The organism is Zoogloea sp. (genome assembly GCF_030157465.1).
Taxonomy (GTDB): Bacteria; Pseudomonadota; Gammaproteobacteria; order Burkholderiales; family Rhodocyclaceae; genus Zoogloea.
Map to the genome: position 1 here is coordinate 24310 of NZ_JAOAUU010000128.1, position 15107 is coordinate 39416.

Sequence of the window (15107 nt, forward strand, 5' to 3'; positions counted from 1 at the left end):
CAAGTCATGAAACGCACCGGCCCTGATTTTCTGAGCTGCCTATCCGGCAGTGAAGCCCACATGCCAATTTCCGCACCGGGCATGCTATTTCTGAGCTGCCTATCCGGCAGTGAAGGCTATAAAGCCGGTGCCGGTGGTTCTGGGAATTTTCTGAGCTGCCTATCCGGCAGTGAAGTCCTGCAAGTCATGAAACGCACCGGCCCTGATTTTCTGAGCTGCCTATCCGGCAGTGAAGAACAGCGCGCCGATGAGGGCGCCCTGCCCCGATTTCTGAGCTGCCTATCCGGCAGTGAAGGCCTTGCCGCCCTGGTGGCCAACGTCGAAACCTTTCTGAGCTGCCTATCCGGCAGTGAAGCGGGATGCTCAATCACACCCGCGGGACGGCCGTTTCTGAGCTGCCTATCCGGCAGTGAAGTCAGACTGCTCGGACATGCGGCGGAACAGCTCTTTCTGAGCTGCCTATCCGGCAGTGAAGCCCCGGCCCGGAATTCACCGCAGCGTCGAACATTTCTGAGCTGCCTATCCGGCAGTGAAGGGCTTGCTGGCGCTCGGTGTTTTCGGCGATCATTTCTGAGCTGCCTATCCGGCAGTGAAGTTGATTTCCCTGTTCAAGCGGGCGGCCGGCAATTTCTGAGCTGCCTATCCGGCAGTGAAGGACAATAATGCCAATGTTTTTGAGCGACCAACTTTCTGAGCTGCCTATCCGGCAGTGAAGCTCTTGAACTCGACCTCAACGCGGCACCATTTTTTCTGAGCTGCCTATCCGGCAGTGAAGGGCGATTAATCAAATTAAGCGCCTGCTCTTGTTTTCTGAGCTGCCTATCCGGCAGTGAAGTAGAGCCTACCAGTCTTGAGTTCCTGATTGTTAAAGAGAAAATCGATTTCTAAACGTTTTCACCCAAAAACTGGAGCCCCCGCCAAGGCCACTGAATTCAAGGCTTTGGCGAGGGTGGCAAAAAAAGGGTCAGAACCGGGGAATGGTCGTCGTTGGACGGAGGCCGTAACTGTCGAAGGGGCTGGCCGGGATTGATCCTTGACGGGCAGGTGCTCGACAAAGAGCCGCAACTGTCGCCCTTTGCTGCGGCTGCTCCGTACCAGAAAGGGCAGGTCCGGTTGCTTGGCACGACTGTGAGGAATCGCGGCGCGGATATCTTTGGTATCGATGAGATCCGCGATGGCCTTCGTCCGCCGCTGTGGTGATTCACCGAATCACTTGTCGGCCAGGTTGAAAGCAGACGCATCAACGATGCACGTAGCGCGTGGAAGAGCTCCAGCGCTTTGCCGTGACCGGATTGTGTGGCAGCCGGATTCCGCGTCGCACCGGGAAATCAACGCGAAGGAGATCGAATGGATTCTGCTGAATCGCTCAAACGACCCCGCTGTTGGTACAGGCCCGAAGCGGGCTCCGGGCCTGACGGGCTTGTGCGCTGAATCAGTGCAGCGTTTGCGGCTTGGTGAGGGGCGTTACATCCACCCACACATCGCTGCCGTCTTCGCTTTCGCGAATCTGCAGGCCGAAAGTGGCGAAGGCGGCCAGCACGTCGCGGCGCAGGGGAATGTCGGCCAGCTCGCCTGGCCCGATGGCGTAGCCCGCCGCCAGGTGTTGCGCGGTGGTGAGCCAGATCGGCGACAGGAAGGACTGGCTGACCAGCTCCTGCATGGTGGCGCTCACGTCCTTCAGCGGCAGTTCCATGCCGTCGAGGTAGCCCTGCACGTGGGCGACGGCCTGCATCAGGTGGGTGATGCGGCCGAGGCTCTTGGCGAACAGTTCGTCCAGGTTCTGGTCGGCGTAGTAGAGGGTGATTTCTTCCTGCATGCCGCCCGGCAGGGCCTGCATCAGGGCCGCCAGGTGGTTGAGGAGCAGATCGGAGTCGGCGGGAATCGACCAGGCGCTGCGCCGGTTGATCCTGTATTCCAGCCACATGGCGCTGACGATGGGCGACAGGGCCCTGGCCAGCGGCGTGGCGGCCGTGTCGGCGGGGGGCGTGGGGGCGTCGTGAAGGCGCCAGCATTCCTTGTGCAGATGGTGGATCAGGCGGGCCACTTCGGCACCGTCGCCGGACAGGATGGCCCACAGCTTGTTGCCATCGAAGAGCAGCGCGAGCTTGCCGTCGGCAGCGTCGGTAACGATGCGCGACAGGTGATCGCCGGCAACCGGCAGGGCACCGAACTGCTGTTCGGTGGCGGGCAGGTCGTCGGTGACGACGATGCGCGACAAGGCCGACAGGTCGAGCTCGGTGTCGCGGGCCTGGATGCGGCTGACGAGGGCTTCGATGACCTGGCGGAGGGTGTCGGCGTTGGCGGTGGACGTGGAACCGTCGAATTCGATGTTCATGGTCGGCGGGAGCAATGAATGGGGGGCTGAAATAAAAAAGGCCCGGCGCAGGGCCGGGCCGCATGCTGCAGCGACTTACTCTTCCACGTGACGCAGGGAGAGGTCGATGGCGCGCACGTCCTTGGTCAGGCTGCCGATGGAGATGCGATCGACGCCGGTTTCGGCAATGGCGCGCACGCGCTCCAGATTGACGCCACCGGAGGCTTCGAGTTCGGCGCGGCCCTTGTTGATGCCGACTGCGTCGCGCATCTGGTCGAGGCTCATGTTGTCGAGCAGGACCATTTTGGCGCCGGCTTCGAGAGCCTCGTTGAGCTGCTCGAGGTTCTCGACTTCGACCTCGATGAACACGTTGGACGGGGCGATGGCGCGGGCCTGTTCCATCACGGCCTTGATGCTGCCGGCGGCGATGATGTGGTTTTCCTTGACCAGGATGCCGTCGTACAGACCGACCCGGTGATTGGTGCCGCCGCCGATCTTGACCGCATACTTTTGGGCCAGGCGCAGGCCCGGCAGGGTTTTGCGGGTATCGACGATCTTCGCCTTGGTGCCGGCCACGGCCTGCACGAAGGTGGCGGTCAGCGTGGCGGTGCCGGACAGCAACTGCACGAAGTTGAGGGCGGTGCGTTCGGCGGTCAGCAGGGCGCGGGCGCTGGCGTCCACTTCGCACAGCAGCTGGCCGGGCTTGATGCGTTCGCCGTCGCGGGCATGCCAGATGATCGAGGCGTCGGGTTCCAGCGCGGTAAAGGCGGCATCGAACCAGGCGGTGCCGCACAGCACGGCTTCTTCGCGGGTAATGACGCGGCCGCGGGCGTTGCGGCTGGCGGGGATGAGTCGGGCGGTGAGGTCGCCGGTGCCGATGTCTTCGGCCAGGGAGGCCGCCACGGAGCGCTGGACTTCAACGCGAAGTTGTTCTGTAAATTCCATCGGGGGTCACCTGTGTCATGCCAAAGCGAAATTCTAACATCCGGGGGCGGGGCGGATGACGGGGCCGGTGGCTTCCGCCGGGGCGTTCAGGGTGTGCGGATGTCGGGTATTGTGCCGCCGCCTACCTGGTATTCGGCGTCGTCGTCGCGGGCCCACAGGTAGTGGGGCTGGTCGGCGGGGGCGATGAAGACGGCGCCTGCCGGAATGTCGTGCATCCGCGTTTCATCGAAGATGCTGCCGAAGCCCACGGACAGGGTGCCGGCCAGCACGCTGAAGATGCGCTCGTCCGGATGGGCCCGGACACCGACCCTGCCACCGGCGGCGAGCCTGACCCGCAGCAGCGTGGGGCCGTGCGCCGTTGCGTCCCCGTGCAGCCAGACCTGGCTGGACTCGGGGCTGTCGGGCAGGGGCGTCCATTTGAGGGTGTCGGGCAGGATGACGGCCGGGCCGGGAGCGGGCGGCTCGGCGGGGATCACGGTGGCGGCCGCTGAGTCGATTTCGGCCGCTGCAGGGGCGTCGGGCGTGATCGGCTGGGTTTGCGCTTCATTGGCCCGGACGGGGCCGGCAAGAAGTGCGGCGAGCAGGGCGAGCCGCTGCGGAAGTCTGGCGGTGTGGCGCATCGCACGGGCTTTCGGGATTCGGTGCGCGGGGAGCATACGCGAATTCGGGGGGTGGCTGAGTTGGGGGCGCCAGCCGGGTTTCAGGGCTGGATCTGAATCCGCCCGGCACGAACTTCAGAAGTTCATGGATGGGCTGCATCGGCCGCCGGCGGAAACAGGGTTTCGAGCAGGCGCCGGGAGGCTTCCTCGATGCGCTGGGCGTCGCCTTCGCGGCAGTCGAGGAAGTTTTTGTACTTCATGTAGGTGGGCAGCGGCGCGGAGTAGAGGTAGAGCGGGAAAATTATATCGTCATCCGCTTCGCGGCCGCGCAGCCAGGCGATGTTGAACTCTTCCTTGCAGACTTTCGAGGCGATGTATTCGGGCGACAGCATGGCGACGAGCTTGCGGCATTTGTCGAGGCTTTCGAAGATTTCGATCTGCCAGGCGCAGCCTACGTCGAGGTTTTTCCGGTCCACGAAAATGCGGATTTCCGGCCGGAGCCGGCGCAGGGTTTTTTCGAGCATCTCGCTGTCGTGGGCGTTTTTGCGCGAGTAGCTGATGAAAACGTCGTACTCGGGTTCGGCTGGGGGCGGGGTTTCAAGGGCGGGGGCGGGCGCGGTGTCCGGGCTGGCAATTCCGCTGTCCATGCTGCGGAAATTGCCGTCGCTGGCGCCGCCGCGGTCGATTCCGCCACCCAGGAGAAAATCGTCGCCCGCCAGCGGGGGGGGCATCGGGGCTGCGGCGGCGGGGCGGGGGGCGAGGTAGGCGAGTTTGCGGGCGTTGAAGATGCGCTCGGCCTCGGCGGCCTGGGCGTCGCGCAGGGTGACGATCTTGATGCAGTCGAGCGGCAGGCCTTTTTCGAGCCAGCCCAGCGCCGCGTCGAGCAGCGGGGGAAGCATTTCGGCGACGCTGCAGCCCTGGTTGCCAGCGGCGACGATGGGCAGCGCGATGCTGTTGATGTCGGGCGCTTCGGCAAGGATGGGCATGAGGGCGCGAAAGATGTCGCCGACGACTTCCGGCGGCGCGCCGCGCTTGCTGGGCTCGAAGCACAGTATGCGCGAGAAGCGCAGGCCCGGATCTGTCGGGGTGACGGGCTTCGAGAGCCAGCAGGCGAAGTTGTCCCGCAGGTCCACGCTTTTGTCCTGGGCCAGGTCGGCAACCGACAGGCCCTTGCGGTGGAGCGCGCCGATGAGGGATGTGCGGGTCGGCAGGTAGTCGTCGGGGAAGGCGGAGACGACGAGGAGGTCGAAGCCTTCGCCTTCCCCGAGTTCGGTGAGATCACCCTGCAGGAGTTCGATCCGCCGGGGTTTGGCGCCGTGAACCTGGATGGAGCTGAGGGTTTTCATGACGTCTCCCGGTCGCGCTGGTGGAGGGCTTCTTCCACCAAGCATAGCCCACGCATCCGGGTTTTTCGTCTCCGGGCGCGGGCCCGGAAATGACAGTCGGTAGCTCTTAGTCCAGCCTGCTTTCGACGATGTGCTGCACCTGTTTTTCCATGCCGGCTGCAAGGCAATCCACTTCGACCAGATCGCCCCAGCTTTCGCGGAAGTTGCGTTGCCAGGTGATTTGCCGCTTGGCGAGCTGACGGGTGGCGAAGATGCCTTTGTCGCGGAAGGTGGGCAGATCGCAGTAGCCGTCGAGGTATTCGAGCGCCTGACGATAGCCGACGCAGCGCATGGAGGGCAGGTTGGGGTCGAGCCGGTAGTGCTTGCGCAGGGCGATCACTTCGTCGACGAAACCGGCCAGCAGCATGGCGTCGAAGCGCCGGGCGATGCGGGCGTGGAGTACGGCGCGGTCGCTCGGGGTGAGGGTGACGGGGATGAAGCGGTGGGTGTCCACGTGGGCTTCGCGGCGGGCGTAGCTGGCGGCCAGCGGCTGGCCGGTTAGGCGGACGATTTCGAGGGCGCGCTGGATGCGCTGGGCGTCGTTGGGCTGCAGGCGCGCCGCGGCGTCGGCGTCGAGGCGGGCGAGTTCGGCGTGCAGGGCGGGCCAGCCGTCACGGGCGGCCGCGTCTTCGATCTCGCGGCGCAGTTCGGGGGCGGCTTCGGGGAGTTCCGAGAGGCCTTCCCGCAGGGCCTTGTAATACAGCATGGTGCCGCCGGTGAGCAGCGGGATGCGGCCACGGGCGGTGATTTCGCCCATCAGCCGGCGGGCGTCTTCGCAGAAGCGGGCGGCGGAGTAGGCTTCTTCAGGGCTGAGGATGTCGATCAGGTGGTGCGGGCAGGCGGCCAGCTCGTCGGCGCTGGGCTTGGCGGTGCCGATGTTCATGTCCCGGTACACCAGGGCGGAATCGACGCTGATGATTTCGATCGGCAGGGTGCGGGCCAGCTCCAGTGCGCAGGCGGTCTTGCCGCTGGCGGTGGGGCCGAGCAGCAGGATGGCGGGCGGAAGTCGGGTGGACGGGGACTGAGGGGTTTCGGGCATGATTCGGGCCTTTGAGAGTCGCGCATTGTAGCGGGTGGAGAAATTGGCTTGAGTGCTTCGGTGTTGAATAAAGGCGGTAAGCGGGCCTGGCGTGGGCTGCTGATGGCGGCCGCGCTGCTGTGGGCCAGCGCGGCGGCGGCAAAGGGGCCGCTCTACCTGTGGGAACTCTCGGACGCCCGGGGCGAACTGCGGGCCTGGCTGTACGGCACGATTCACGTGTGCGATGCGGCGTGTTTTCCGCTGCCGGCGAATGTGCAGAAAGCGCTGGCCGCTGCCGACAGCCTGGCGCTGGAACTCGATCCGGCCGATCCGCTGCTCGCCAGGCGCCTTGGCGAGGCGGCGCTGTTGCCGGCCGGGCAGCAGCTCGACGCCTTGCTGCCGCCGGCGCTGCGCCCACGGCTGGCCGCGGTGGCGGCCCGGCTGGGTTTGCCGGGCGAGGTGTTGCAGCGCCTGCAGCCGTGGATGGCGGGCACCCTGCTCACGGTGAAGGCGGCGCAGCAGGCCGGCTTTGGCACCGAGCACGGCGTGGATTTGTGGCTGGCCCGCGCGGCGAGGGCGCGGGGCCTGCCGCTGGCGGCGCTGGAGAACGTCGATCGGCAGATCCGGGCGCTGGCTGCCGGTGGCGCGGCGGCCCAGCGGGCCAGCCTTGCTGAAGTCATCGGGCTGATCGAAGACGACGCAGCGCCGACCTACTTTGCCGGCCTGCTGGCCGCGTGGCGGGCTGGCCAGGTGGAACAGATCGATCGCCTGGTGCGGGAGGATGCGGCGAGCCCCGAGATGGCGCCGCTGCTGGCCGAACTGCTCGACGCACGCAACCACGAGATGGCCGAAGCCATTGCCGCCCGCCTGCAGCCGGGGCGGCGGGCTTTCATCGCGGTAGGGGCCGGCCATTTTGGCGGGGCCGGGGGATTGCTCGAATTGCTGGCCAGCCGGGGTTTTCGGCTGCGTCAGGTGGAGGCGGAGCATGATTAGGAAGGCCTTTTTGCTGGCCGCCGCGCTGCCTGTCGTGTGTAACGCGGGCGCGGCGCCGGTGGCCATCGACGTGGGGCATTTTCTTGCCCGGCCCGGTGCCACCAGCGCCTACGGTGTGCCGGAGTTCGAATACAACCAGTCGCTCGCCGCGGTGATCGCGGCGCGGCTCACGGCGGCGGGCGTGCCGGTGCGCCTGATCGGGTATCGAGGCGAGATGGAAGATCTGCGCGCCCGCGCGCCGCAGGCCGAGGCGGCGGGGGCGAAGTTCTTCCTGTCGATCCACCACGATTCGGTGAAGGCGGAATACCAGCAGCCGTGGGTCTGGAACGGGCGCGAGCAGTTGTATTCCACCCACGCCTCGGGCTTTTCGCTGTTCGTGTCGCGGCTTAACCCGCGGCTTGCCGAAAGCCTGGCGTGCGCCAGCGGGATTGGCGCGGCCCTGCGTGCGGCCGGGCTCAAGCCCACCGCGCACCATGCCGAAACGGCGCCCGGCGCGGGGGGGCGGCCGTGGGCCGACGAGGCCAACGGCGTGTATTTCTACGACAACCTGGTGGTGCTCAAGACGTCCACGGTGCCTGCCGTGCTGTTTGAAGCCGGCGTGATCGTGCATCCGGACGAAGCCCGCGAGCTGGCCACGGCCGGGCGCCGCGATCTGGCGGCTGCGGCAGTCGAAAGCGGGCTGCGGGCCTGCGGCGTGATCGCGCCGTGACCCGGTGTTACCGATGGGCGAAAATGGCCGGCGGCGAACCTGTTCGCCCGACCTGCGTCAACCGTAGCGACCCGGCGCGCGGCGCCAATTGAATAAAGGTTCTGTCCGGCATGAAAACCATCCTGATTTCGTATTTCTCGGCAGCCCGCAGCCTGGGGCGGCCGGGCATCCTGTGGCACCTGATGTGGCCGACGCTGGTGGCCAGCGTGGTGTGGACCAGCCTTCTCGTGATGAACTGGGGCGCGCTGGCTGATCTGGGCACCCACTTCATCACCGCGCTGCCGCTGGTCGGCGGCTGGCTGGCGTCATCGGAAGGTGCGCTGCTCGTGGCGCTCCTGATGTTCAAGATTGGCCTGGTGATGCTGGCGCTGCCCATGATTTACGTGACGGCGGCCTTTCTGGTGGCCGCGGTGGCGCTGCCGCTGATGCTGGAGCGGGTGGCCGCCACCGATTACGCCGATATCGCCCGGCGGGCCGGCGGCAGTCAGGTGGGCAGCGTCTGGAACGCGCTCACTTCGGTGCTGCAATTCATCGTGCTGCTGGTGCTGAGCCTGCCCCTGTGGCTGATTCCGGGCGCCGGGCTGCTGATTTCGCTGCTGCTCACCGCCTGGCTCAACCAGCGCGCCTTTAGCTACGACGCGCTGATGGCCCACGCCGACAAGTTCGAGATGAAGGCCCTGCCCGCCGCACAGTCGGGCGGGCTGTTCGGAGTTGGCCTGCTGGGGGCGGCCATGGCCCATGTGCCGCTGATCAACCTGTTCGCGCCGGCGCTCTCGGGGCTGGCGTTTGTGCATTACCTGCTGTCGGCGCTGCGCGTGGCGCGGCAGCGCGACAACATCATCGAGGTGAATTGAATGAGTGCAGACACCACGCCGTCCTTCGGCGCAATCATCATCGGCGACGAAATCCTCTCCGGCCGTCGCGAGGACAAACACTTTGCCAAATTGCTGGAGCTGCTCAAGGCCCGCGGCCTGCGCCTGGCTTCGGTGCGCTACGTGGCCGACGAGCCGCCGCGCCTTGTGCAGGCCCTCAAAGAAAGCTTCGCCGGCGCCGACATCGTGTTCAGCTTTGGCGGCATCGGCGCCACGCCCGACGACCACACCCGCCAGTCGGCCGCAGCCGCGCTCGGCCTGCCGCTGGCGCTGCACCCTGAGGCCGAGGCCGAAATCCGCGCCCGCTTCGGCGACGAGACCACGCCCCAGCGCTTGCAGATGGGCGTTTATCCGGAAGGCAGCGCGATCATCCCCAACCCCTACAACCGCATTCCCGGCTTCTCGATCCGCAATCATTTCTTCGTGCCCGGCTTTCCGGTCATGGCCTGGCCGATGGTCGAATGGGTGCTGGATACCTGCTTTGCCGGGCTGCATCACCGCACTGATTACATCGAACGTTCGGTCGTCGTCTGGGAGGCGCTGGAGGGCAAGCTCATCGACCTGATGGAATCCATCACGGCCGATTTTCCCGATGCCACCCTGTTCAGCCTGCCCAGCGTGGGCGGGGAAGGGCTGCCGCGGCACATTGAACTGGGCATGAAGGGGCCGGCGGGTCGTGTCGATGAGGCAATGGCGCGCATCACCGCCGAAATCACCCGCCGCGGCTACGCTTGGGAGCCCCGCGCCGATCTTTGACGCCCAGCCCACGCCCCGGAGGGTGATGTCACGTAACTGAAATTTACACGCGTAATACTTGGCGCCGGAATCACACGCAGTACGAGGCTAAGTAATGGGTAACGATTGGGTTCTGGCCAAGACTGCGGCTGGTGTGGATGAAATCGCAACCCGCTCGAGGCGGATTCCGCCGCGCCTGAGAACGGTGCTGATTCTTGTAGACGGGCGGCAGAGCGTGCAAACGCTGGCCGAATCGGCCGCCGCCCTTGGTGACATTCGCCAGGCCCTGACGGATCTGCACGAACAGGGTTTGGTGGTGCTGGTCAACCACGGCGCGCATGGCGCCGACGCGGCCAGCCGTGCCGCGGTGGCGCCTGATTCGCGCGCCCGGCAGCCAGCCCCCCACCCGCGCCCGACACCGACCCGCCGCCGCTCCCTTGCGCTGGCGCGCCTCTATCTGCTGGACGCGATGGAGCAGAGCCTGCGCAACAACGATCAGCCTATCCGCGAGCATCTGCGCACTGCCACCTCCCGCGTCGAATTGCTGCGGGCCTTCGAGATGTGCCGGCAAATCGCCGGCGATGTGGGGGTTGGCCACATCGACGTCATCGAAGAAAAATTCATGGACATGCTGCCCGACGAAACCTGAACGGTGCAACCAGTGGACACTTTTCATCCTGAACGTGTCCCCGCTGCGGGAATCTGGTCTACTTGAACGCTGCGGATACCGCCTGACCGGGCCTTGCCGCGCGCCGCACTTTTGCGGCGTGCCGCGGCATCAACGTAATGACCCCGATCAGAAAACAATAACGAGTTGCACCTGCCCGCGCCTTGCCGCGCCGGGCTGCCCACAACACGCAAAGGACACTCCAGGATGACAAGCCAACAAACCACCCCCAGCAACGCCGTGACCGAAGCCGGCACCAGCCGTTTCATGCGCATCACGGTGGATGAACGTGACGTGCAGGTGCATTACAACGACGCCGGCACCGGTGCCGAAACCGTGGTGATGCTGCACGGCTCCGGCCCCGGCGCCAGCGGCTGGGCCAACTTCAACCGCAACGTGGACGCCTTCGTCGACGCCGGCTACCGCGTGATCCTGCTCGACTGCCTGGGCTGGAACAAGAGTGATCCGATCGTCTGCACCACCTCCCGTTCCGAGCTTAATGCGCGCACCCTCAAGGCCGTGCTCGACGGGCTGAACCTCGATCGCGTGCATATCATCGGCAACTCGATGGGCGGCCACAGCACCGTGGCCTTTGCGCTGGCCAACCCGACTCGCGTCGGCAAGCTGATCCTGATGGGCGGCGGCACCGGCGGCCCCAGCCAGTTTGTGCCGATGCCCACCGAAGGCATCAAGCTGCTGCAGGCCCTGTACCGTGAGCCGACCTTCGAAAACCTCAAGAAGATGCTCAACGTCTTCGTTTTCGATGCCAGCACGCTGACCGACGACCTGATCGAAGCGCGCCTCAACAACATGATGTCGCGCAAGGATCACCTCGAGAACTTCGTTGCCAGCCTGGCCGCCAACCCCAAGCAGTTTGGTGACGTGGGCCCGCGCCTGGGCGAAGTCACCGCGCCTACGCTGGTGATCTGGGGCCGCGACGACCGCTTCGTGCCCATGGATTGCGGCCTGCGCCTGCTGTGGGGCATGCCGAACGCCGAGCTGCACATCTTCAACCGCTGCGGCCACTGGGCCCAGTGGGAGCACGCCGCCAAGTTCAACCGGATGGTGCTGGATTTTCTGGCGAACTGAGTTTCGTAGCCCGGAGTCAACAAGGGGTCACGCCATGTGCGTGACCTTTTTTTTGGCGATGTCAGCGTTGCCTGTGGAAATGCAGCAAGCCGACGATGCACCCCATGCCATGCAGATGCCCTGTAGGGGCGACTTCAGTCGCCCGCGGAGGCTGAATCCGGGATCTGCCCTGATTTTGCCGACCGTGGGCGACTGAAGTCGCCCCTACAGGGTGCATCGTCGGGTTGATGTATTTGCACCGACAACAGTGACATCGCCTTTCTTTCGTGGAGTTCCGGCTTATCGACCCCCGGTTCATCCCCAATCCCTGTCGTGCTGCCCATGTCTTCTCCTCTCGTCATCCTGATCCTGTCGCTGCTGCTCGGCCTTCAGCCGGTCACCACCGACCTTTACCTGCCGGCCCTGCCGGCGCTTACCGAAAGCTTTGGCGCCGTGCCGGCCCAGGCGCAGCTCACCCTCACGGCCGTGGTGCTGGCCTTCGGGGTGTCGCAACTGCTGTGGGGGCCTTTGTCTGACCGGGTTGGCCGGCGCCGTGTTCTGCTGCTGGGGCTGAGCGGCTACACGCTGGCGGCGGTGGGCTGCGTGTTTGCAGGGTCGATCGAACTGCTGGTGGTTTTGCGTGCCCTGCAAGGGGCCTGCATGGGCGCCGGCACGGTGTGCGCCCGCGCCATCGTGCGTGATCTCTATGCCCCCGAGGCGGGTGCCCGCGCGATGAGCAAGGGTTTGTCCGGCCTGGGGGTGGCAGCCTGCCTGAGCCCGCCGCTGGGGGGGCTCATCGCCGAGTTCTTCGGCTGGCGTGCGGCCTTGTTCAGCCTGGTGCTCGTGGGGGCCGCCGCGCTCTACCTCATTGCCCGCCACTTCGAGGAAACCCTGCACGAGCGCCACCCCGAGGCGCTGCACCCCGCAGTGCTGGCCCGCACCGCAGGGCAGATCCTCGGCAACGGCAGCTTCTGGGCCATGGCGCTGCTGTCGTCGGCAACCACCGGCGGGCTGTTCTGCTTTCTGGCCGCGTCGTCCTTCGTATTCATCGAGCAGTACGGCTTTTCGATGACCGCCTACGGGCTGGTGCTGCTGTCCGTGTCGGCTTTTTACATCTCGGGCACGCTGCTGTGCCGCAATCTGGTGATGCACATCGGCGTGAAGCGCACGGTGGTGATCGGCGGCGTGCTGTCGCTTACTGGCGGCGGTTTGGTGGCCGGGCTGGCGCTGGCCGGCATCAACAGCGCGTGGGCCATCATCGTGCCAACCTGGATCTACATGCTCGGCCACGGCATTCACCAGCCCTGCGGGCAGAGCGGAGCGATCGCGCCGTTTCCCAGAACCGCCGGCGCGGCATCGGCGCTGGCGGGTTTCCTGATGATGGTGGTGGCCTTTGCGTCCGGCCGCTGGGTGGGCGCCCACATGGACGGCACCACCCAGCCCTTGATCATGGGCATGAGCTTCTGGAGCGTGGCGGTTGCGCTGGTGGCCTGGGTGTTGGTGCAACGCGCCGGGCCGGCCCCCGTGCGCTGAGTTTTGCCGCGGCACTGGACGCGCTGCAGCCCCATCGGCGAAGCTGGCGGGCCATGCCCTTGATGGAGAACCGGCCCCGTGCTGATCCGCAACGAAACACCGGCCGATGAAGCCGCCATAAGGGCGGTGAATCTCGCCGCCTTTGATACGCCCGCCGAGGCAGACCTGGTTGAGCGCTTGCGCGGCCACACCTTTCCTTATCTGTCTCTTGTGGCTGCCAAAAAAGGCCTCATCGTCGGCCATGTGATGTTCACGCCAGTGCGCCTGCCCGGCCACCCGCGGGCTCGCATCCTGGGTCTGGCGCCCATGGCGGTGCTGCCGGACCATCAACACTGCGGCGTAGGCTCGGCGCTTATCGAAGAAGGGCTGATGCAGGCGCGAACACTGGGCGCCGGCGCGGTGGTCGTCCTTGGTCATCCGGACTATTACTCGCGCTTCGGCTTCGATCCGGCCTCGCAGCACGCCATCGACTGTGAATACGTAAAGTCGGGCGAGGCGCCGGAAGGCGCTTTCATGATTATTGAACTCGTGCCCGGCCATCTCAACGGTATGGCCGGTACGGTTCAATACCATGCCGCATTTGCAGAACCTTGATGGCCGGAGGCGCCGGATGAACGAGCGTGAACATTTTGTCGAACTGCTGCGGGGCCTGCCGCTGGTGTCGGTGGACCTTGTTTTGGTGCGCGGCGGAACCGAAATCCTGCTGGGCCTGCGCACCAACCGCCCGGCGCAAGGCAGCTGGTTCGTACCCGGCGGGCGCATCCTTAAAGACGAGCCGCGCGCCGACGCCCTCAAGCGGGTCGCCGCGCGGGAGCTGGGCATTGCCGACGTGGCGGGGCTCAAACCGCAACTCCTCGGCGTGTTCGAACACTTCTACCCGGACTGCTTTGCCGGCGATATCGGCGTGAGCACCCACTACGTCGTCATCGCCCACCGCATCGACGTGCCGCTTGGCTTTGAAGTGCCCGGCTGCGACAACCAGCACGCCGAACTGCGCTGGTGGCCCATCGCCGAAGCTGCGGCCAATACGGACGTACATCGCTACACGCGGGACTATCTGCCACTGCTTGCTTAAGCGCATCTGGCCGCGCAAAAGGCACATGCAGCCCCCGCGTAAGAAGAACAGCCCGCAATTTACTCACCTCGCCCCGCGGCGTAAGAACTAACAGCGCACAAATAGCGACTACGCAGCAATGCGTAGTCAATGCTTGCGGCCCGATAGTCGGTAGCAACTGCTGCGTAGTGGCTACGCGCAGAGTGATAGTCACTATCAGCACCGGCGTAGTCACTACGCGCTGGTAAATCGTGACTATCAATGCCGTGTTAGTAAATACGACCTAATCAATAGTCGTTGCTAACACCGTCGTAGTGACTATTCAGTGAAACGACATCACATGCTGCAGCACCTGTTGCCTTCGCAAGGGCACGGGCATGACTGTCGTCCAAAAATATGCTGTTCGCTTGATTCGAAAACCACCTGACGGTAGCATCGAAAACCGTAACTGTTTAGCCATTTTGAATAAATTACGGAGACCTCATGAACAACGTCAGCGAAACCACCCGCGTCAATCCCAAGCAGATTCTCAAGGACATCGAGTCCTACCATGCATTCGGCACCATGACCGACTACAAGGCCAACAACCCGGCCAACAGCCGGGAAGCCGCCGAGTCCGCTTATAGAGTCTTGCGTGACGCCGAACAACACGCCGTCGCCACCCACACCGCCGCCGCCGCTGCCGCCGACGCCCTCATCGCCGCCCGCCGCGACTTCCACGACGTCATCCTCGGCGTCAAAAACGAAGCCCGCGCCCTCTACGGCCCCAGCTCCGACCAAGTCGCCGCCCTCGGCTTGAAGAAGAAATCCGAACAGTCAAAACGGACGCGGGTAAAAAAGGGTGCGGAGGGGTAGTAAAAAAGATCGGCCACCCGCTTGGGGGATGTGGGCGGGTGGCGGGTTTGAAAAGCGGTAGCGTCGCAGCAGAAAGTTTGGGTGCGGCGGCGCAAAATAAAGCAATGGATTGTTGATGGTGGATTGTTGGCGAGAGCTGCTAGGTGGGAAGGATTGGTAAGGGAAGTGGTTTCCGGTCAGGAGCGGCCGGTCGCCACCCGATCCAGATAGCGGCCATCTGGGCGAGACGGTATGCTCTCCGCCTATGTGCCAGATGAATCGGATCGCCCCTATGCCGACGGCTGCTGCTTTTTCTGTTCTGTTATTTTTCCTTGCGAGTGGTTCCTGCTTCTAAACAGTCACTTGCAGAACATGTTATCC

General features: G+C 64.9%; 15 protein-coding genes, 1 pseudogene and 1 CRISPR repeat array. Of the genes and pseudogenes, 10 read left to right on the forward strand and 6 right to left on the reverse strand.

Going from position 1 to position 15107, the window contains the following annotated elements; translation table 11 throughout:
- Window positions 1-27 precede the first annotated feature (27 nt).
- Window positions 28-835: a CRISPR direct-repeat array (repeat unit 28 nt; unit sequence TTTCTGAGCTGCCTATCCGGCAGTGAAG).
- A 59-nt stretch (window positions 836-894) separates the two neighbouring features.
- The 6 genes and pseudogenes from Q1W26_RS21520 to miaA form a co-directional block, all read right to left on the reverse strand.
- A pseudogene (locus Q1W26_RS21520) lies at window positions 895-1179 on the reverse strand (hypothetical protein); the annotation flags it as partial.
- Window positions 1180-1432: 253 nt separating this feature from the next.
- Window positions 1433-2335, reverse strand: coding sequence for a hypothetical protein (locus Q1W26_RS14940; protein WP_300441824.1), 903 nt, complete (start codon window positions 2333-2335; stop codon window positions 1433-1435).
- 75 nt (window positions 2336-2410) lie between these two features.
- On the reverse strand, window positions 2411-3259 hold the full coding sequence (nadC, locus tag Q1W26_RS14945) for a carboxylating nicotinate-nucleotide diphosphorylase (protein ID WP_300441827.1): 849 nt from the start codon (window positions 3257-3259) through the stop codon (window positions 2411-2413).
- Window positions 3260-3345: 86 nt separating this feature from the next.
- Window positions 3346-3915, reverse strand: coding sequence for a cupin domain-containing protein (locus Q1W26_RS14950; protein WP_300441829.1), 570 nt, complete (start codon window positions 3913-3915; stop codon window positions 3346-3348).
- An 86-nt stretch (window positions 3916-4001) separates the two neighbouring features.
- Window positions 4002-5204, reverse strand: a complete 1203-nt coding sequence (locus Q1W26_RS14955; RefSeq protein WP_300441832.1) for a toll/interleukin-1 receptor domain-containing protein — start codon at window positions 5202-5204, stop codon at window positions 4002-4004.
- 106 nt (window positions 5205-5310) lie between these two features.
- On the reverse strand, window positions 5311-6282 hold the full coding sequence (miaA, locus tag Q1W26_RS14960; protein ID WP_300441834.1) for a tRNA (adenosine(37)-N6)-dimethylallyltransferase MiaA: 972 nt from the start codon (window positions 6280-6282) through the stop codon (window positions 5311-5313).
- 48 nt (window positions 6283-6330) lie between these two features.
- On the opposite strand from miaA, the gene Q1W26_RS14965 reads away from it, so the two are divergent.
- The 10 genes from Q1W26_RS14965 to Q1W26_RS15010 all read left to right on the forward strand — a co-directional run bounded on the left by Q1W26_RS14965 (window position 6331) and on the right by Q1W26_RS15010 (window position 14747).
- On the forward strand, window positions 6331-7254 hold the full coding sequence (locus Q1W26_RS14965) for a TraB/GumN family protein (RefSeq protein WP_300441837.1): 924 nt from the start codon (window positions 6331-6333) through the stop codon (window positions 7252-7254).
- Window positions 7247-7963: an N-acetylmuramoyl-L-alanine amidase gene (locus tag Q1W26_RS14970; protein ID WP_300441840.1), complete on the forward strand. Its 717-nt coding sequence runs from the start codon at window positions 7247-7249 to the stop codon at window positions 7961-7963. The genes Q1W26_RS14965 and Q1W26_RS14970 overlap by 8 nt, the downstream gene beginning before the upstream one ends.
- Window positions 7964-8073: 110 nt before the next feature.
- Window positions 8074-8817, forward strand: coding sequence for an EI24 domain-containing protein (locus Q1W26_RS14975; protein ID WP_300441843.1), 744 nt, complete (start codon window positions 8074-8076; stop codon window positions 8815-8817).
- Complete coding sequence (locus Q1W26_RS14980) at window positions 8818-9591, forward strand: molybdopterin-binding protein (RefSeq protein ID WP_300441846.1); 774 nt, start codon at window positions 8818-8820, stop codon at window positions 9589-9591. It begins immediately after the preceding gene.
- Window positions 9592-9685: 94 nt separating this feature from the next.
- Complete coding sequence (locus Q1W26_RS14985; protein WP_300441848.1) at window positions 9686-10219, forward strand: hypothetical protein; 534 nt, start codon at window positions 9686-9688, stop codon at window positions 10217-10219.
- Window positions 10220-10444: 225 nt separating this feature from the next.
- Entirely contained in the window at window positions 10445-11326 is an 882-nt protein-coding gene (locus Q1W26_RS14990) for an alpha/beta fold hydrolase (RefSeq protein ID WP_300441850.1), read from the forward strand.
- Between the two features lie 321 nt (window positions 11327-11647).
- Entirely contained in the window at window positions 11648-12838 is a 1191-nt protein-coding gene (locus Q1W26_RS14995; protein ID WP_300441852.1) for a multidrug effflux MFS transporter, read from the forward strand.
- A 78-nt stretch (window positions 12839-12916) separates the two neighbouring features.
- Entirely contained in the window at window positions 12917-13432 is a 516-nt protein-coding gene (locus tag Q1W26_RS15000; protein WP_300441854.1) for an N-acetyltransferase, read from the forward strand.
- Between the two features lie 16 nt (window positions 13433-13448).
- Window positions 13449-13913 (forward strand): NUDIX domain-containing protein, encoded by a 465-nt coding sequence (locus tag Q1W26_RS15005; protein WP_300441856.1) that lies wholly within the window; start codon window positions 13449-13451, stop codon window positions 13911-13913.
- 462 nt (window positions 13914-14375) lie between these two features.
- Complete coding sequence (locus Q1W26_RS15010) at window positions 14376-14747, forward strand: hypothetical protein (RefSeq protein ID WP_300441858.1); 372 nt, start codon at window positions 14376-14378, stop codon at window positions 14745-14747.
- Window positions 14748-15107 lie beyond the last annotated feature (360 nt).